This window comes from Bradyrhizobium manausense, from assembly GCF_001440035.1.
GTDB classification, from domain to species: Bacteria; Pseudomonadota; Alphaproteobacteria; order Rhizobiales; family Xanthobacteraceae; genus Bradyrhizobium; species Bradyrhizobium manausense.
Map to the genome: position 1 here is coordinate 47,406 of NZ_LJYG01000029.1, position 19,353 is coordinate 66,758.

Consider the following 19,353-nt stretch of genomic DNA (forward strand, 5'->3'; position numbering starts at 1 on the left):
ACAGCCGCTTCGAAGGCCTAGCGCTATTCGATTGTCCAGAGATCTCATACTAGGGCGCTAGATCTTAAGAAGCTGACGACCCCAGCCAGATAGTTGGCTCGGCATTGATGACGGCATCGCGTCCTAGCCGCAAGGAATGCTAACGCCGACAACCGGGCGGTGATGTCCTGTGCGTCTACCGAGTTGCGATGCTCGGAGCCATCTAGCTTCATGGTGCGAGCTGTGCGGAGTGCGGACGAGCCGCCACCAGCCGAATTACCGAGGTTACCACAACTGCCGTCCCGCGGGACTTCGTCGGCCGGTTGAGCACCGGGCCAGAAAATCGGCAAAGATCAGGCCTCGTTCGGCTGCCCTCAATCGAACGGTGTACCTTGGACCCAGATGCACTAAAAGAACTCTGGCGAACTTACGCGCAATAGCCACCTTTGCCTTCCCCGCCAATCCGCTTGGGAAGCTTCATTCCCCAGGCCTTAAGAGAAGAGTTTCTTTGTTCGATAGCCAGCCGTTGGCTCGAACAGGTACGTTCGGAAGCCTATTGCCCTAGCAATACCCTGGCATTGATGTCGGTTTCGCCGGATGGGTGCACCAGATATTAAGATCAAGATAGGCGACCTACAGTCGATGCCGATCGGAAGCGGGACGAGTGATCGATCGTATGGCGGAAAGTCAACACCGTCACCACGCCGATGCCATGATGGTCACAAGGCGACGTGTTCTCTCATTTGACCACGCTTCTGGCAGCCCCTAGCGCCGAATAACGTCCAAGCGCGTCGTTTGGCAGATGCCGCGTCGTTAGTCGTGCAATTTTCTCATTAATACTCCCTTCAATTAAGGCACCTTGATATGCCGGCAAGCGGCATCGAAAGCGTGGCGCGTGCGATGTTCGATCCTTTTAAAAAAGAAGCCTGCGGCGCCCGGGCGGTCAAGCCCATGCCCCCATGGCGCCGCCTCTGATACCCGCTTCGGTTCCCCAATGGTGGATGTTTTGCACGCCATTGGGGATTGCGACCTCTTTGCAAACCTCACGCAGGCGCTGCAGGTTTTCATCTAGTGCATTGATCCTGCCAAGCCGCAGCATGCTCTTGTAGGTGTCGTGATTGGCAAGCTTGGCCTTGTAGCTGTCCGGAGTATGGAATTCGAGCTCGAAGCGGTAGTCGCGTTGAGTGGTGAGCACAGTCTTGATGCCGACAAAGGTCGGATTGCGCATCCTGAACCAGTTGGTTGTGCTGACCTCGGCGTAACCTTGCTCATAGAAAGCCAGAATGGCCTTCTTGAAGGCGCGCGCAAAATCCTGGTCGGGGACTTCGAAGACGTGACGAACGGCATTGTTGATCAGCTGCGAGTTGCCACCTGCGGTCATCCCGGTGAGCTGGTCTGTCATCGATTCTTGCGATCTCAAGCGGCGATTGAAATGAGGCATATTTATCTGGATATTCGCTTGCTTGAGAGCTTCGGCAACGCACAGTGTCGTTGTGGTGATTTCCTGCTCTTCGGCTTTAGCGCGAGACTTTTCGATCTTGGCGCGCTCCGCAGCGTCCTCACGGGTTAGCGGGACCCTCATGAGGGAATCCCCAGCTGTAGGCTGCCGCCGATGAGGTTCGGGCAGAATACGGTTCTCCACGGCAAGCTTGATCGAGGTTTCCATGATTGAAGCCGCCAGCGTCGGATTGTCTTTCAAGTCCTCCAGGGTCGCATCGACATCGAGCCTCCCTTGATTGAGCGGCGCGGCGATACTCTTGAGGTAGGGGACGGACGAAAGGCCCGGCACCCGTTGCAGGAGGCGCTGAAGCTCACCGCTTTTCTTCATAAAGAGGCGAGCACCGGTGTCGGACTTATAGGCATCGGTTCCAACCTTGACGCCAAGGCTCAGGAGGTTATTCGCGCTCTGGATCAAATCGTCCGGATTGTATCCATCTGGTCGGGGATCGATGCGCGCAGGATAATGGTCGAGCAAGGCCTCGACGCGGTCGCGTGGTTGGGGAGAGGCCGAATAGTGTTGAGCCAGATCCGGGAAAAACTCCCACAGCTGCCCGCTCAAGAGCGGATTTACATCGCTCCCGCTTTCGAGTGTTTCGGGCAGAACCTGCGCATCCGCCATCGCTGCCCAGGCCTCAAGGTCAGCAACGAGCAATTCGGCAACTTCACGGGCGAGCGGATGGTCCGCGGCCTTTATATCACCGCTCGCCCTCTCGAGCAGGCCTTGAATATCCTGACCGCTCACCTGTTCCTGGTTCAATAGGTCACGGATATCTCGTCTGAGCTCATGGTGAACGCCCTCGTAGATGCCAAAGATAGCCCGCTCCGCAAACCAGCGCCGCGCTGGCTCGGATTGCGCCAGAAAGTCTCGCTGCAGGGAGCCATAAGTTCCCAGGACACCTAACGTGGCAGCGAGGATCTGGCGGGCACGACTGAATTGGTAACGCTCCTCCTCGATCGCCGGGGTATGCGACTTTGGCGGTTTGAGTGAGCGAAGTCCGAGAGCTTGCTCCTTTTGATCAAACTGGCGTACATGCTGATAAAGCTGCGGCCGGTCGCCGACAATAACGACGGTATCTCCATCGAAATCGCCGTCGAGCTTTTTTTGTTCGGTAGGCGGAACGGCGACCAACGACCCTGGAGCGAAAACCTCGGTTGCCTGCAGAATGCCGACGCAGTCGACCGGCGTGTCCACCTTTACGCGGTCCTTGCCGTTGGTCCAGCTCGAATGGCACTTGACGTCCTCGGCAGACAGCACCAGTCCACGGTCGGCGTAGTTGGCCGGCCACATCTCATCCGGCACCACAATCAGAATACCTTTGGCAAAGAGGCTATGATCCTTGGCCGCCAGTTTCTCTCCCGACTTTTGTGCGACATTAAAGCTATATTGGATGGCCACGCACTTATCGAGAAACATAGCGGTCGGATCGCCATCGCGTGCTAATTTGACTTGCTCGGGGGCAAACGGGCGCAGGTTCGGCTTATCATAGGGGGCTCGTCCGACCAGCACGCCACCAGACAACATGTCGCTCTTGAGCGTCGGCACGTGGAGGGATCCATCACCGGACGGGACGGCGACGGCGCCGGGACCGTCAATGTGTCCGGCCGTCACGGTGCGAAACAACTCTTCGGACGTCAGCTTTTTCTCTTGCCTGCTCTCAAGCCAGGCCTTGGCCTTCTCTCGCGCCTCATTCGCCACCTGCTCGCTGCGCGGATAGTGTTGCAACGCCGTGGCCGGCAGGGACGATCTCCTTCCCTCAGCGAAGGCGAGCACCCGATCTGGACCCCCTTGGTGGCCAGCCCGGAGAACAGCTGGCATATGCTTGGCCAACGAGGCCTTGATGAAGCCGCAGCCATCATGCGGTCGCAAGCCAATCTGGCCTTCCGGCCCCGTCAGTTTGAAGGGATGCTCGTCGTCGCCAGACCGGTCCGGCGCGAGCAACAATCTGAAGGCGCCCTCCAGGGCATAGTCGTGAGGACCCAGACCTTTGATCGACGGAGGCGCCGCAAAGCCCCTGCGCTGGGTGTAGTAGTAGGCTTCTTTGAAGGGGGCCCAGGCCCGCGAAAGCTGCTCAAAGGGAGTACCCGGCGCAGTATCGGCATACGGAATGGCCAATAGCTTGCCCCCGGAAGTCGTTGGCTGGTCGCCGGGACCACGGGCGGCGATCTCCGCAACCGTCGGTCTCGGCGCTTTTAACTTGCTTCCGCCGAACAGATCCATGCGGTATGGCACACCATCGAAGGTGAGCGTACGCGCCAACATGAAGGCGCTCGGTTTTCCCGGCAGCTGCACCGCGATCACTGGCACAGCTCCCGAGGTCAGGCGATGAAAAATCGAATATCGCGTCTCGGGCTCCGTGGCCACTCGCCGCCCCTGCATGTCCACGAACAACTGCATCAATCCCGCTTCACCCTGCGGTCGTCTGGGCTCGTGATCCATGGATTGCAACACCTGATGGGCGTCGAAGACGGAGGCAGGACGTTGAGACCGGATCGTCGCCTCATCCTGCGCCATGAACGCGTCCAGCGCATCAACCGGACTGTCCGCCTCGATCTGCGCGATCAGATTCCAGCTCATATTGGAAAGGTCGTTTGTAATGAGGGTGCGCGTCTTGGCCAGAATCTCCTTGGTCCCGCGCTGCAGCTCTTGCTGCCTCGCCTCCAAATCGCGCTTCTTGCCCTCGACATATGGTCGCCGGTAAAAGTTCTCCAGGATCCCACGCGCCTTGAGTACTTGATAGACTGACAAGGCTGGGCAGCGGCTCGCGAATGGTCCGCGAGCCCGCCCAACGTTGCTTGCTATGAGATGTGTCTCGATCTTGTGCTCGATAACTGGTTGGACGACGTTCAGAAAGTTCAGGGCTTGCCTGCGGTGCCGGCGCAGCTGGTTTCTTGGGCTGCGCGCAAGAGGCAGCAGAGCGGCGCAGAGATTGCCCATGGTTTCGAGATTGTTCTCGGGCGCAAAACCAGGGAGGCGTTGCAACTCGGTGAGCCGATTTAGCCCTGACGGTGCAAGCAAACCGAGGTCATCGAACAGCTCGGCCTTGGTCAGCACCTTCAAAATCGCGGTGATGTTCAGAACGTTCGTCTCCTCCAGCCGTTCATTAGCATAGTGAAGGTAACGGGCGAGCTGATGCAGCCGATCCTGCAGCAGAGCAGCTTTGGCAATCTCCCCGCTGTCTTCTGCCTTCATGATACCCCGCCCCAGAGCATTGGCGATCATGCTGAGTTCAGGCATCGAGAACCCGCCAAATTGTCGATTTCCCCGACCAAGACCGCGCGCGATGTACACCAGGGCCTCGGAGCACGGCTCATCCGGCCACTTGCTGAAGCCGTTCAGCAGGTTCGCCAGTTCCTGGCCATCAAAGCTTGAGAGCCGGTCGGCCCGGTGAGCGGGGCCAAGGATCGAAGTGGCTATCGCGACCGTAACTTTCCCGCAGTCCACTTGGGCCACTTGCTGAAACCGTTCACCAGGTTCGCCAATTCCTGGTTATTAAAGCTTGAGAGCCGGTCGGAGGCGAGAACCTCTTTGACTATTGCGACCGTGGCTTGGCCACAGGTCGTCTCTTCCGGCCACTTGCTGAAAGCGTTCACCAGGTTCGCCAAGTCCTGCTCATTAAAGCTGGAGAGCTGGTTGTTGTCGCAAACCTTATCGGCGATCGAGACTGTGGCTTGGCCACACGTCGGATCGTCGGGCCACTTGCTGAAGGCGATCACTAGTCGTGCCAAGTCCTGGTTTTCGAAGTTCGAGAGTCGGTCGGCACGTCGATCGGGACCAAGGATCTCATTGGCGATCGCAACCGTGGCTTGACCACAGGTCGGATCATCCGACCACTTGCTGAAGCCGTTCCCAAGATTCGACAGGTGCTGCGGAGCAAACTCAGAGAGCCTACCATTCCCGCAGACTTCACCGGCGATCGCGACTATGGCTTGGCCACAGGCCGAATTGTCCGGCCACTTGCTAAAGCCGTTTACTAGGCTCGCCAGCTCCTGCGGCTCAAAATTCGACAATCGGTCGTTGGGATCGACGCGGCGGCGATGGATTTCATTGGCAATGGCGGCGGTGGCTTGGCCACAAGTCGCGCCCGGCCATTTGCTGAAAGCGTTGACCAGGTTCGCCAACTGCTGCGGAGTAAACTGAGTAAGCCGATCGCTCCGGTCGACCTCATCGGCGATCGCGACTGTGGCTTGGCCACAGGTCGGATCGTCCGGCCACTTACTGAGGCCGTTCGCCAGGTTCGCCAACTCCTGCGGCGTAAAACCATAGATTCGGCCATTGGAATTGGCGCGGCGGCGAAGGATCTCACCGGCAATGGCGGCGGTGGCTTGGCCACAGTGTGTCGTGCCCGGCCACTTGCTAAACCCGTTCACTAGGTTCGCCAACTCCTGGTTATTAAAGATTGAGAGCCGTTCGACGCGTCGATCGCGGTCAAGGATTTCATTGGCCAGCGCGATTGTGGCTCGGCTACAGGTCGGATTGTCCGCCCACTTGCTGAAACCGTTTACTAGGTTTACCTCGCAAGAACGCGCCCGCCTGTGAGGTCCCAGCCGCTCGATCGCCCCGCCAACGATCATCGCCGGAACGCGAGGAGCTTGCTTCCCGATGTGGTGCGCCGGACTCTTGAGGATCAAAGCGGACCCGCTGCACGATAGAGCTAAACGATTGGCCTCCTTCTCCCGGGGCACCAGCTGGTCCAGTGCGAACTCCTCCCGTGCCCTCGCTACCATCAGTTCCCGATCCAGAAGCCTCCGACCGCCCACGTCCGCTAATGTTCATAAAAGTCCATCTCCGATGCAGGCAACAATGTGATCGCTATGGTGGCCGAATCCCTGACCTGCTTTTTCAAAACGCATGAGCGTCTATGCAGCGCTTGGACAGATCATCACGGGCGGACAAATTTGGTCCTCGGATCAGGACCTCGCTCGGCCACGAAGCTTCTCGTCTAGCGTCAGTGAACCATTTGGAGTTGCTGGCAGGTTCCATCGGTCATGACGAGGGCGGCCGCGACGTCGAGAAAGCAGGGCCTTGCGCAAATCGCGAACGAGCCGCTCGCGTCTGCCTTCTGGAAGGGCGCTGTACCCGTCGTGGCCGAAACGGTTCGGAGCGAACAGGGGCGGCGCTCGGATAAAGGCTGAGCGGACCGGAGACGCTGAAAGCACAAGCGTAATGTCTGTCCAAGCACCAACTGGCGCTGGCCAGGGCGGGCGCAGAGTGTGGTAAGCGTTGTTTGTCTGGAAAGATTAAGCAAGTCCCAGCCTAGTCCTGCAATCTTGCTGTTATTCTCGGTCGTCACAGACACCGCTTCCGCGCACCTCGAACTGCAGTCCGTCCCGGTCTTTGCGTGGTCCCACTTTCGGTGGCACAATTGCTGACATCTGCAACCGAGCTCGCATCGCGCGCTCAATCTATCTTCGTCCATAGGCTGCATCAGGGATCTAGCCTTGCACCGATCTTTTCACGCATGCGATTTTGCTGTCACCTAACGCAATGAGCCGACCCATGCGCTCGATCGCGCAAGCGGAGTCACGCAACGATCCGCAGCCAACCTGCAACGGCCTAGCACCACAACGCCTGCTCGCAGTCTCGGCTGGCGCAAAGGCAAAGCGATCGGAGGCTGCATGCAGATTGCGTCAGCGTCAGGAGTTCAGTCGCTTGGCTTATGAGTGCGCGTTACGGCGCGCACTCTTCTACGTCGCTTATCAAGGGACGGCTTCGCGGTGGAGAGGCGGCGTCTAATCCGCGAGGTCCTCGCCGTTGCGAGCCTGAATGAGGCAGCAAAGTTTGCGCGACGGCGTCATTTCAAGAACAGACTCCAAGTCGGAGACCGCCCCGCACAACTCGCCTCATGCCACATTCTGAGATGACTCCCTGGTGGCGTCCTTGCTCGGAACATCTGCATCTCGCGTGGGCTCGGTCTCAAGCTTTTCCTTCAGGTCGTTCAAATAGTTGTCCGCATAGGATTGCGCCTCCGAGATCGTCATATCGATCCCCCTCGTCGCAGCCTCTTCCAGCACCGTCTTTGCGAGACCCTCGCGTATCGCCAATTTGACCTCGGGCCCAGAGATACAACCAAGGGCCTGCGCCGCGAGATTGATGCCGGCTTCTGCCAGCGCCTTCTTCATATTGCCTCCGGTAATGGCCGTGTGCAGAAGGTTCGCTGCTTGCGACTCGAGCTCGAGCCCCATCGATATGGCATCGGCCACTTCGCCCAGGACCGGAATGAAGCCGAGTAAACCGACTGCCGTGGCCGCCACGTCAAGCACCTTCGTGCCTACCTTGAGCACGTCATCGACCACATGCATGAGGGCTCCGCCATTCTTCTTCGCAGACTTGACATCGGGTTGGTCGGCAATCCCTGTCATCATGTCCGCGACAGCGTCCTGGTCGGCGGCGGTCGTGGGGGCATGGGTCTTTACCTGCTGAACGGTGCGATTCGCGCCTGACATGTTGCTGTAGAAGTGCGTGAAGTCCTTGTTGCTGATATTACCGGAATCGACCGTATGCCCGCCGCCGAAGTCGAAGAACTTATGATGGGTCTTATAGCCCGTAATCGAATTGTTCAGCAAACCAAACAACAGCGGGTCCGAGAGCAGCTGTGACGCTGCTTGGCGTACGCTTGGATCGAGACTCTTGTCGTCGGCCATGCGCGCCAGCTTGTCTCGTGTCAGGTCACCGTCCCCGAAAAACGCGGACTGATTCTTGTTGATCGTTCCGAGCGTGTCGAGCTCGCTCTGCGTGAGATTCATGGACGATGAAGCGATTTGCAGAAAGTCCTCTTTGTGGACTTTATCGATCGCGCCGCCGTACAACCCCTTCCAGGCGTCCGCGTGGTCGAGGAAGTATTGTGCCGCCGCGATCACTTGGGGCGGACACTTGCCCGTTTTGGCCATACCGTCGACGATCTGCTTGAAATCGTCCAGACTCAGAGACTTGGGCAGGTAGTCGGAATACCGGTAAAGCTCGCGCAATGCATCATTCAAGGTCATGACCGACGGTTGCCCATCTCCGGTACCATCGGATGGAATGTAGTTCTGCTCGTAGCTGTGCGCCTGCTGCTCCTGGAAATTAGCCACCTGTGAGTGACTGGCGGAGAACTCGGTTAGATCCTTCTCCTTGATCTTGCCCCCGCAGCGGCCGTCGCCTTGCGAGCCGATCGCATAGAAGAGCTCCGGGTCCTGTCGCAATTTGTTGATCGCCTCCTTCAGATCCGGTGGCGTCGAAGGATCGTTGGCCTTATCTGCAAGCGAATCCCAACTGAGCGGGCATTGATCCTTGTGCCGGTTCAGCACGGCCACGATTTGCAGCTCCTCATCGGTAAGCGTGCCGCCGTTCCACGTGATCCTCGAGCTTGCCACCGGCTCGGCCGCAGGTGGCGGAGGAGGCGGCGCTGTTTCCTCGACGGGCGAGTTGGAGGACTCGTCCTGCGCGGATGCCTTTTCCTCGTCGGATGCCTTTTCCTGCTCAAACGCCTTGTCCAATGCCTTAATTGTCGCCTTCAGATGCTCCGGCAGTTCGTCCGTCGAGTCCTGCGCCATCTGCAATTTTGACTGCTGCAGATCCGCTGGCGTGGAGGGATCTTCGGATTTGTCTTGCGGCGAATAAAGGGACACCGTTGCCTCGAAGAGCGAAGCATCGCTTTGGCGCGACGAAACTCCCGGAACAAGAAACTGAGTGTGATTCGAAGTGGCGGGTTGCGAGAAGTTGTTGAGTTGCATTGGAGGTCATTCCCAGGGCAGACAGAGACGGCATCGGCGTCTTGAGATCAACGCTCTCATAGAGCAGCGAGCTTTCGAGAAGCTGACGAGTTTCAGAAGGTTCTCGTTGAGCGAGCAGAGTCCTCCTTGATTTCCTCGAGAGGTACGTCCGTGGTGCGCAATGTCATCTGATTCCGCGCAAGCGCGAACATGACGCTGTTTCGACGCGATCTGTTGAAAGTATGGGACCTTCCCATCAACCATCGCGGAAAGCCTCGTCGTGAGTTGCGCAACAATTATCACTACCGACTCTCTCGGCGAATTTCTGAAAAGCTAGTGACGGGGTCTGTGCCCGTCGCCACGATCGAACGTCGGATCACGAGTGCGCTAACGTATGATGGATCAAGCGCCAGGATCAGTTGGGGCACCGGGGATGTTGTGAAGCTCAAATCTAGCGCCATTAAAACTCGCGCGGCTGGCAGATCCGGCGCGGCGCTCTTCGGCTCTCATTTCAGCGCCGATATTTGTCGCCGGGTACCGTCTCGGACTCGTCAGCTTCTCGACAGCTAATGCCACTAGCCTAAGCGATGTGGATCGCTCGTCGGCGATGCCACCTTTTTCGGAACTGAAGTGGGAAGCACCAGATGTCCGGCGCAATCGAAAGCGTGTCTCGCACCAATTTGGCGAGTGACGGTCCTCAATCTGCAGATCAGCGTCAAGAATTCGAATCAGCGTTTGGTTCGGTTGTTGGGTTGATTACGATCCAAATGATGGAGCGAAACATGGCGAATCTTCACGAAGCCGTGACTGAAACAGAAGAGGATGCCTGACGCCGAATAGTTCGACGTCAGGAGGAAAGTCGCCATGGGTGGCGGCAGATACAAGCGGAAGGTGAAACGATATGGTCAACAAAGTTGGTTCTGGCTCTCATGGTGGTGATAAAGGCCTCGATGAAAACAAGACTGAGAATAAGTCGGCGGGCGACAAGACTAAGGACGCAGCCGATAAGTCGAATAATGGTAGCAAAGCGGCTACGGGGGGGCAGGGCGGTGCGACTGTGGTCGAGAAGGTCGGTGGTGCCGCCACCTTCGAGGCGCTCATCGCAGAGCTGAAGGCTGTTAACCAGCAAGCCATGATGCAAGACATACGGCTGCGTTCATTGTCGACCGAGCTCTCGAGCGAGAGGAAGGCGGCGAGCGAGCGTGTCAACGGCTAGCGCTGGAAAAGCGGGGCAGTCCTTGCTCCGCTTTTTTCGTCGTGGCGGCGATGTCACTAGTGCGGCTTGGAAGTAGAGTCGTGCCGCAATCGCCTGCCCTTGCTCCTCTTGGGTTCATGGGGATTGTCCGTGAATGAGGCCGCCTCCTTTCATTTCGAGGTGCTATCGGGACTTTATGCTGGTCTAAGCGGAAAAGCAGCTGGCGGAACCAGTCTTATCGGCAGTGGCTTCGACGCAGATATGATCTTCGTCGAACAAGAGCTTGAGCCGCATCACCTTCGTGTCACCTTCGTTGGCAACTCGATCGAGATCGAGGCCCTTGCAGCCATAAGCACTACTGCGGGTGAGGGGGAGATTGCCGCAGGCGAACGCGTTGTTCATTCCCTTCCCGTCGTTGTTCACGCGGGCGCGATGTCTATTCGCTGGTCGATGCAGGATGCGGTCGTAGACAGTTCGATCGACCGATCGCGCGCTCCGATCTCGGCGCTGGCCATCGTGTTGCTCGGGGTTATCGCCATCGGCGCTTTCTCGAGCGTTTTCTTCAAGGTCAGCGCAGGTGCACAGAGCGCCAATGCGCCGCCTGCCGCCGAGCCTACACCCAAGCTGCGTACTGTTCGGCCCAATGATCGGCATGCCCAAGACGCAGCCGAGCTGTTGAAACAGGAAGTTGTTAAGGCGGGCCTGATCGACATTAGGGTCGGTTCTGGGCCAGGTTTTGTCAGTGCAGAGGGAACTGTCACACCTGCAACTCTTGCGAAGTGGCAGGAGCTCCAGCAACGGTTCGATGGCCAGACAAATGGCGCGCTAACATTAGTAAACGGCGTGCTGGTCAAGGAGGATAAGCAGCCATCCGCAATCGCTCTCGAGGCTGTTTGGCGTGGAGAGCAGCCCTATTTGCTTATCGGTGGACAGAAATATTTCGTCGGTGCTCTGTTGGCTGACGGATGGTTGGTTGATCGAATTGAGGAGGGGCGCGTGCTGCTAAGTCGGAATGGCCGCTTTGCTGCACTCGCCTACTAGACGTTCGAAAGCTTCAGAAAGAAACTAGGAGAGCGTCATGTCAAAGCTGTCCCGCCACCATGTCAGGCCTGGCACTGCTTCGCAGAGATTCGATGAGCACCATCATGCGCCGGGCATCGAGCCAACCATTCGCCAACTTAACAAGGCTGAGATCGACGGTCCTCCTGCAAACGGCGAGAAGGATCACGCGTCGGCTCGGCGGGAACTGAACGCGTCATATTTGCCGCTGGATACGGCGATCGAAGCCGTATTGGAGGCCAAAGATATTGATGCAGTCGGGCGTGTCGGTCTCAACAAGATGCGCACCCGCATTAATGAGGTCGACTCACGCGCAGGTCTGGCGTCGCTTCATGGGCGCGATATTGCGTATGATCTCTTCGCCTTCGTCACGCCACGGCTGCGCAATCCGGACATGCTGCGGGCAGAGCCGTACGGTATTCTCCTGGAACGTCTCGCCTCTAAGCTCTTGGCCGCGCCCGCGGATACGATGGCCCGCGACGGTCTCGTCGTCCTGCAGCAGACACTGCAGTGGCTAATCCTGCTCCGGCAGAATAGGAACAGCTTGATCGAAGCCTAAGCATGGTCATCTCCGATGGAGCGCATCCGACAACAGAGGTTTCGAAATCCGGTAACGTCTCGCTGAGCTCCGGGCAGGCGCGCGATTTGCTCTGCGCCCTTTCCTATCTTCATCTTGCATGCGGGCAGGGCGCACAATGCGTAGCTCTGTTGCGGCTCATCGTCGGCAACGACTCCCAAGACGTCGATTTGCTACGGATTCTCGCCTACGCTCTCATCTCGGAGGGTCTCGGCGACGAAGCGCTGCCGATCTTGGATAGACTTGACACACTCGATGACGATCCGTCCTCGCGCATCCCGTTGATGCTTTTACGTAGCCATGCCTTGCGGCGGGCCGGCCGCATGGACGAGGCGCGCGCGGCTTTCCAAAACTATGTTTCGCTGCGTGCCGGCACGGTTCTTAACGACCAACGATCAGAAGGGCTCCATGACCAACGTCCTGCGTGACATCATTGTGCGCGCGTCGGCCAACTCCGATTTGATGGTCGCGTTGATGCTGCTTCTAACGATCAGCATGATGATCATGCCGATCCCGATAGTAGCGATCGATACGCTCATTGGCTTCAATCTGGGCTTCGCCATACTGCTGTTGATGGTTGCGCTCTATATCAGCACGCCGCTTGAGTTCTCGTCCTTGCCGAGCGTCATTCTGATCTCGACAGTATTCCGTCTGGCGCTCACCATCTCGACGACGCGACTAATCTTGGCCGAGGGGGATGCTGGCAGCATCATTCACACGTTCGGTGACTTCGTCATATCGGGAAATATCGTCGTCGGCATCGTCATATTCTTGGTCGTGACCATGGTGCAATTCATCGTCGTCGCCAAGGGCGCTGAACGGGTGGCGGAGGTGGCGGCGCGCTTCACGCTCGATGCTCTGCCCGGCAAGCAAATGGGAATCGATGCGGAGCTGCGCAATGGCCATATCGATCAGGACGAGGCCCGCAGCCGGCGCGCGACATTGGAGAAAGAAAGCCAGCTTTATGGGGCCATGGACGGCGCCATGAAATTCGTGAAGGGCGATGCCATCGCAGGGTTGGTGGTTATCTGCATCAATATGCTGGGTGGGGTCACCATTGGCCTGCTCTCCAAGGGCATGACTTTCGCCGAGGCGCTCCAACAATATACCCTGCTGACGATAGGTGATGCGCTCATTTCGCAGATTCCCTCGCTCCTGCTCTCGATTACAGCCGGAACGATCATTACTCGCGTCAATGGCGTTGCCAAGCTCAATCTTGGTACCGATATCGTCAACCAGCTCACGGCCAATCCTCACGCATTGCGACTGGCTGCCTGCGTCCTGGTTGTAATGGGGGCGATTCCGGGTTTCCCGCTCCCCGTCTTCTTCGTTTTAGCCGCGGTCTTTGTGGCAGCGAGCTTTGCCGACGGTGTGATTCACAGCGCTAAGAAAGGCGCTGATGTCTCCAGCCCGGCCACCGCTCAGCCTCCCAAGCAAACCGTGCCTGCGGAGGCTCTTCCAATCGCGTTGTACCTCACACCAAGTCTGATACAGTCGATCGACAAAGACGAATTGCAACAGCACATTGCGCGCGTTTCGGGATTGGTCTCAGCTGATCTGGGCATCACGATACCGCGCATCCCCGTCGAGGTCGACGAGCGCTTGCCAAACTCACAGTTCAGGGTGGATGTCGAGGGCGTGCCGGTCGACCAGGATTTAATAGATCCGACGCAGCTCGCGCTCAACGATGATGTGGCCAACATTGAACTCAGCGGCATCCCGTTCCGGCATGACCCGGAGACGGACAAAATCTGGATCGAACAAAGCAATGCACCGGCTCTCAAGGCAGCCGGCATCGGGCACCGCCGTCCCGTTGAAATTCTGGCCTTGCGGGTCCATTCGGCGTTGACCCGCTATGCACAGTGCTTGGTGGGTATCCAGGAGACGCGCCAATTGCTGGCCCGAATGGAGGCGGAGTATTCCGATCTGGTGAAGGAGGTTTTGCGTACGACCCCGATTCCTAAGGTCGCCGATGTCCTGCGGCGCCTTTTGGACGAGGGAATTCCGATCCGAAATACCCGGCTGGTTTTGGAAGCATTGGCCGAATGGAGTGGACGAGAACAAAACACCGTCTTGCTCACGGAATATGTTCGCTCCGGTTTGAAACGCCAGATCTGCCACCGCTATGCCAACGCGCACCGTGTCGTGCCCGTGTTTATCATCGAGCGTCAAACTGAGGAGATCGTGCGCAGCGCGGTGCGCGAAACGGCCAAAGGGCCCTACCTGGTCTTGACGGAGGGGCAAAGCGAAGCGCTGCTGTCAAAGATGCGTCAGATCAATTCGAACAGAGTTCCAGGTCAGACCCAACCAGTTATCCTTGCTTCGATGGACGTACGACGTTTTGTCCGCGGTTTCCTCACCCGCAATGGGATCGATCTTGCTGTTCTATCCTATCAGGACCTTGCCCCGGACTTCACAATCCAGCCCGTTGGATCGATCACATTGACAGCTGCGAAGGACAAGGCTCCCTCGGAGCAACTTCGCAACATGCTCACGACAGCCGACTCACCGGCTTAGCACTCGATTTGAGAAGGGTCGTATGAATTCACGTCGGAAAAACGCCCAAACGCGCCTGCGTTCATTTTGGCCGCTCTCGTGCTCGGCTCTCCTCGCCATTCTGGGGCTTGGAGGTTGCGCCAGCTGGGATAGACCTGCTCTTCAAGTGCAGGAGACGCCGTCGCCACAATTGCTTGGCGCCAAAGATATCGATCCCGCTATGCGTGAACGCATCGATCGCGCGATCGGCCGGAATTCTGACTAGAGGCTTTGCGCGACGCGCTGAGGCAGAAAACCGCGGAACGTCGATCGCTGTAGACCGTCTCGCCGCTAAAGCCCCGCATTAGCGGCTTGAGATACTCGTCAACCTCTTGCCGGTGTCTCGAGGCGATCCCACGCGCCGAAGACAAATTCTTATCCCGGAGAAGATATGGTGAGACACAAGCACAGTATCGACAAGCAATTGCGGCAGCACAAGCGGGTGACAAATTGACAATTCGGTGACGCTCGATGCGAACGCGAGCTCGCCAAAGCGGATGCCGCAGGCATATTGAATAGCATCCTTGCGGTAGCCGACGACAACTGTGACCTTTTCCACACCGACCGCTTCCAGATTTCGCAGAGCGTCATGGATTATCGACGTTCCAATGACCTCGACAAGCGGTTTGGGCCGCAGATCAGTCAGCGGTCGCAAGCGGGAGCCAAAACCGGCAGCCAGGATAACGGCGTTCTTGGGCGAATTGGCGGTCATATTAGCTCCATAGTCTTTGCTCAACATCGAGTCCTCACTCCCAAGTCGTTGGTCTTTAGAAAAAGCCGGCACATACCGGCCTAGGAATTCAGTTCCACCTGTACAGAGTTGCTGTCAGTCCGCCGCTGAGCTCGGGTAAATAATTCGAGATCGTCGCCGTAGGAGAGTGGACTCCGAGGGGGCGCGAAGACTGTGCCCGAAATTATTGCGACATTGGCATACATCGCCGGCGCCGGATCATCGGTAGTCTCCGTTGGCGGACTGTTGCAAATCGCTTAGCTCTGAAAGGACCGAAAGCCCGCGCGCCATGGCACAAGCTCGCTCCTAATCTCTCGCGAAGCCAGATCGATGATTTCCTTGCCAGTGGCGCCAACTAGGCTGGCAACACTGCCCCCGTCATGACGGCGCGCGACGAGTTGATAAAAGCTACCCGTTGCGCCAGCACAAGCGCTCTCCTCCGATCCATGATATCGCTCCTGGTTGTCTGGGCGGCGGGGCTACGGGCCATTTGAAACACGGACCCTACATCTTAGGAAACACGGATCATCGTCCGCGTTGGCGTTTCAAGAGAGGAATGAGCCTGAAGGCCTCGTAAGTCACAGGATGGTCGTTGAGATGGGAAGATCGGATCGAGATATTGCGCCAATCGATAAATCGGTCGGGTAAGAGCTGTCCCGGTGGTCGATCGCAAACGCGATGGAGTGGAAACCTGTGTATCCTCGACAAGTGCATTGAGTGTGTTGAAAGGCAACCAGTTGCATGGCGATGATCCTCCGAGAATGAGTACGATGGAGGCGTGGGTGAGAAGTTATTACACTCAGTCAGGAGAGGCGAAGATAGCGCGCTTCGGCACGGGCGAGTTCATCGTACCTCAAGAGTTCGAAGACCTCGTCGAGCGACGCAATACTCGGCTCAATGCTGGCAGTGTTCTCCTCAGTGAAGATGCGGTGGCAGACCCGCCGCATTGCCGCAATTGCAGCTCGCATGGCATGGTTGGCCCAGATCACCGTAGAGACGTGGGCTCTTCGGTACGCCGAGGCCGGCGTTTGATAGTATTTCGTTGGAACGATCACAACTGGCAACCTGTTCTGCCATACGTTCGCGAACGAAAAGATCTCGTCCGCGGTACTCTTTCGTGAGTGAATGAGGATCGCATCGGCACCGGCATTTGCGTAAGAATGAGCGCGCGAAATTGCATCGTCCATCCCGTGGCCGGCGATCAGCGACTCGATCCGGGCTACGAGGACCAGATCTTGCCCGACCGTATCCCTCACTGCACGCAGACGGCCAGAGAATTCGTCGATATCGACGAGGGGATGCCGCTCACCAATAAGAGAGTTCGCTTTCGGAAAGCAGCTGTCTTCCAAGGCAATTCCAGCAGCGCCGCGTTGACGAAGTTTACATGCCAGAAGACGAGCGTTGTTGAAATTCCCGAAGCCGCCATCGCCGTCAACCAGAACAGGCAGTGTGGTCGAGTCCACGATCCGCTCAACGACGTCAACAAGTTGGCTCCATGACGCCTCGTTGGCATCGCGGTAGCCGAGAGAGCTGGCAATCGACAGGCCTGACGCCCAGAGACCTTTGAAACCTACGCTCTCGGCAATCGCGGCGGAAAGCGCATCATGCGCCTCCATGAGGAAGGAGAGTTCGCTGCTGGCGCAGATTTCAGCGCGCAGCATTTCAGTTCGTGAGGAGTCAGCGCGCGAATCAGAGACACCAACGGGAACAGTTTGCTGTGATTGGTTTTGCATACCGATGCCTTGCCGGCTGCGGTTGGTCGGCCGACGCTCATCAGTGGAAGGTGACATGTTTCTGTTATCGACATCAATTGCGATAGTTGGTAGTTGACCTTGTCGAAGATTGTTGCGCAGAAATTTATCCGGCGTTCCAGCGCCGTCTGTCGAGGTTGATTGCCCGGAGACCTCCGCCTTCAAATCAAGAAATCGAGGGGGATGGAATTTGGGAGGGCGCAGTAAATGTCGCTATCGCAGTCTGCGAGCGCCGAGCCATCCTTGGCCCGCCATCTTGAGCGACCGAAGCCTAGCCGGTCCAGCGCGGCTTCGAGCCGTTGGACCTGCCAGCGCAGTTGCGCCCCACAGGTCAACCTGACGGCGGAGGACTTCCCACATGCGGAAGACTTCACACATATCGTCGAATTGGGATGGAAGCATGGCCGCCAACCGGCCTCCTATGCCCTGAGCGGCGCCCTGAACAGAAAGGGCTTGCTGCCGACGACATCCAACCAGCGGGCAAGGACAGCGGCCTGATGACGAGCCGCTAACGAGCGGTCCTTTAAGAGCTTCATGACCATCAGCTGATTTGCAATAGTGAGGTTAGGTCCCCCGTAGGTGTCTGGTCGTTCCTACACCACCGAGCTGGGCAAGGAAAAAGAGACCCGACCCCAAAACATCCGGCGCCGGGAAAATCTATTCGCGCGCAGCGAGTTCAACGATCACAGCCGTGTCGAGGACCTTGCCGGCAAGGTCCTTGATCAAGACCTCGTTCCCAGATTCGGCGAGCTCATTGGCCTTGGCGAGAGCTTGCTTTGCGGAGGAGGCGACAACCACGATGGCACCGTTGCCGTTTTTCGAATACACCTGATATCCTACGTCGCTCATCGCCCCCTCGCTTACGATGATCTCTAGCGGCCTTCCAGATCCGCGCCTAGTGCAAACGAGCCACAGCTTGCACCTCCGGAATATATGGGGGGTCACGCGCTTGCCTGCAAAGGATCTCCTGGCCGGCCGTCGTGCGATAGAGCAGGCGCGTCGAAAATACAGCAGTCCCTCGAGAGATGATGCCCCTCAGTAATGGCTTCGCGCGTAAACCTTCATTTCGATGGGATCGTTGTTCGCCGGCCTCATGGATTTGCAGTGAAAGTTGTTATAGCTGCGCGGAATCGGAGGTCACTATTCTTGCAGGCCGGCGAGGCGCGGGAAACGATCTTAGTTAAAACAGCTCAAACGATAGAAGCAACGCCGGAAAGGAAGGAGGCGAGCAAACAAAACCCCGGCATTGCTGCCGGGGTTTCGCATTTCGTTGGGAGCGTCGGCTTTAGAAGTCCATGCCACCCATACCACCCATGCCGCCGCCAGGAGGCATCGCGGGGGCGGCAGCTGCCTTCTTCGGCAGCTCGGCGACCATGGCCTCGGTGGTGATCAGCAGCGCCGCCACGGAGGAGGCGTTCTGGATCGCGGTGCGCACGACCTTGGTCGGGTCGATGATGCCCTTGGTGACGAGGTTGCCGTACTCGCCGGTCTGCGAGTCGAAGCCGTAGGCGTACTGATCCTTCTCCAGGATCTTGCCGACGATCACCGAGCCGTCTTCACCGGCGTTGATCGCGATCTGGCGAGCCGGCCAGGACAGCGCCTTGCGCACGATCTCGACGCCGGTCTTCTGGTCGTCGTTCTTGGTGCGCAGGCCCTTGAGCGCTTCGGTGGCGCGGAGCAGGGCGACGCCGCCGCCCGGCAGAATGCCTTCCTCCACCGCCGCGCGGGTCGCATGCATCGCGTCATCAACGCGATCCTTGCGCTCCTTCACCTCGACCTCGGTCGCGCCGCCGACGCGGATCACCGCGACGCCGCCCGCGAGTTTGGCAAGACGCTCCTGGAGCTTCTCGCGGTCGTAGTCCGAGGTGGTCTCCTCGATCTGCGCCTTGATCTGCGCCACGCGCGCCTCGATGTCGGTCTTCTTGCCGGCGCCGTTGACGATCGTGGTGTTCTCCTTGTCGATCATCACTTTCTTGGCGCGACCGAGCATGTTGAGCGTGACGTTTTCGAGCTTGATGCCGAGATCTTCCGAGATGGCCTGGCCGCCGGTCAGGATCGCGATGTCCTGCAGCATGGCCTTGCGGCGATCGCCGAAGCCCGGGGCCTTGACGGCCGCGACCTTCAGGCCGCCGCGGAGGCGGTTCACGACGAGGGTGGCGAGCGCTTCGCCTTCGACGTCTTCGGCGACGATGACCAGCGGCTTGCCGGACTGCACCACGGCCTCGAGCAGCGGCAGCAATTCGTTCAGCGAGGAGAGCTTCTTCTCGTTGATGAGGATGTAGGCGTCGTCCATCTCAACGCGCATCTTGTCGGCGTTGGTGACGAAGTAGGGCGA

General features: G+C 58.2%; 12 protein-coding genes and 2 pseudogenes. 6 read left to right on the top strand and 8 right to left on the bottom strand.

From position 1 onward, the window contains the following. Positions 1-353 precede the first annotated feature (353 nt). The 4 genes and pseudogenes from AOQ71_RS50175 to AOQ71_RS06630 all read right to left on the bottom strand — a co-directional run. Positions 354-732: pseudogene (locus AOQ71_RS50175) on the bottom strand (transposase); the annotation flags it as partial. A 190-nt stretch (positions 733-922) separates the two neighbouring features. Further along, positions 923-4,930, bottom strand: a complete 4,008-nt coding sequence (locus tag AOQ71_RS06620; RefSeq protein WP_057743404.1) for a hypothetical protein — start codon at positions 4,928-4,930, stop codon at positions 923-925. Then, positions 4,891-6,051 carry a hypothetical protein gene (locus AOQ71_RS06625; RefSeq protein ID WP_157083406.1) on the bottom strand — a complete coding sequence of 387 codons (1,161 nt, stop codon included), beginning with the start codon at positions 6,049-6,051 and terminating at the stop codon, positions 4,891-4,893. The genes AOQ71_RS06620 and AOQ71_RS06625 overlap by 40 nt, the downstream gene beginning before the upstream one ends. 1,269 nt (positions 6,052-7,320) lie before the next feature. Continuing rightward, positions 7,321-9,192, bottom strand: coding sequence for an HrpF/NolX family T3SS translocon protein (locus AOQ71_RS06630; protein ID WP_057743413.1), 1,872 nt, complete (start codon positions 9,190-9,192; stop codon positions 7,321-7,323). A gap of 623 nt (positions 9,193-9,815) precedes the next feature. Between AOQ71_RS06630 and AOQ71_RS44855 the strand changes: the two genes are divergently transcribed. The 6 genes from AOQ71_RS44855 to sctV all read left to right on the top strand — a co-directional run bounded on the left by AOQ71_RS44855 (position 9,816) and on the right by sctV (position 14,519). After that, positions 9,816-10,001 (top strand): hypothetical protein, encoded by a 186-nt coding sequence (locus tag AOQ71_RS44855; RefSeq protein WP_157083407.1) that lies wholly within the window; start codon positions 9,816-9,818, stop codon positions 9,999-10,001. Between the two features lie 71 nt (positions 10,002-10,072). Next, positions 10,073-10,387 carry a hypothetical protein gene (locus AOQ71_RS06635; RefSeq protein WP_057743418.1) on the top strand — a complete coding sequence of 105 codons (315 nt, stop codon included), beginning with the start codon at positions 10,073-10,075 and terminating at the stop codon, positions 10,385-10,387. Positions 10,388-10,516: 129 nt separating this feature from the next. Continuing rightward, a complete protein-coding gene (locus AOQ71_RS06640; RefSeq protein ID WP_057743421.1) occupies positions 10,517-11,407 on the top strand; it encodes a SctD/MshK family protein in 891 nt (296 codons plus the stop codon). A gap of 37 nt (positions 11,408-11,444) precedes the next feature. Next, the gene (locus AOQ71_RS06645; protein ID WP_057743426.1) at positions 11,445-11,984 is read left to right on the top strand and encodes a hypothetical protein; all 540 of its coding nucleotides are present in this window, start codon (positions 11,445-11,447) and stop codon (positions 11,982-11,984) included. Between the two features lie 2 nt (positions 11,985-11,986). Next, a complete protein-coding gene (gene sctY, locus AOQ71_RS06650) occupies positions 11,987-12,430 on the top strand; it encodes a type III secretion apparatus assembly chaperone SctY (RefSeq protein ID WP_057743429.1) in 444 nt (147 codons plus the stop codon). Next, entirely contained in the window at positions 12,411-14,519 is a 2,109-nt protein-coding gene (gene sctV / locus AOQ71_RS06655) for a type III secretion system export apparatus subunit SctV (protein WP_057743432.1), read from the top strand. Before sctY ends, sctV begins: the two co-directional genes overlap by 20 nt. A gap of 499 nt (positions 14,520-15,018) precedes the next feature. On the opposite strand, the pseudogene AOQ71_RS42775 reads toward sctV, so the two are convergent. From AOQ71_RS42775 to groEL, 4 genes and pseudogenes are all read right to left on the bottom strand, one after another. Further along, positions 15,019-15,249 (bottom strand): annotated as a pseudogene (locus AOQ71_RS42775) (sugar phosphate nucleotidyltransferase); the annotation flags it as partial. Positions 15,250-16,070: 821 nt separating this feature from the next. Next, positions 16,071-16,928, bottom strand: coding sequence for a phosphoenolpyruvate mutase (gene aepX, locus AOQ71_RS06665; protein ID WP_057743438.1), 858 nt, complete (start codon positions 16,926-16,928; stop codon positions 16,071-16,073). A gap of 747 nt (positions 16,929-17,675) precedes the next feature. Beyond that, positions 17,676-17,867 (bottom strand): hypothetical protein, encoded by a 192-nt coding sequence (locus AOQ71_RS06670; protein ID WP_057743441.1) that lies wholly within the window; start codon positions 17,865-17,867, stop codon positions 17,676-17,678. Positions 17,868-18,303: 436 nt separating this feature from the next. Beyond that, positions 18,304-19,353, bottom strand: a 1,050-nt coding sequence (groEL, locus tag AOQ71_RS06675; protein WP_157083408.1) for a chaperonin GroEL, incomplete at its 5' end; no start/stop codon positions are given.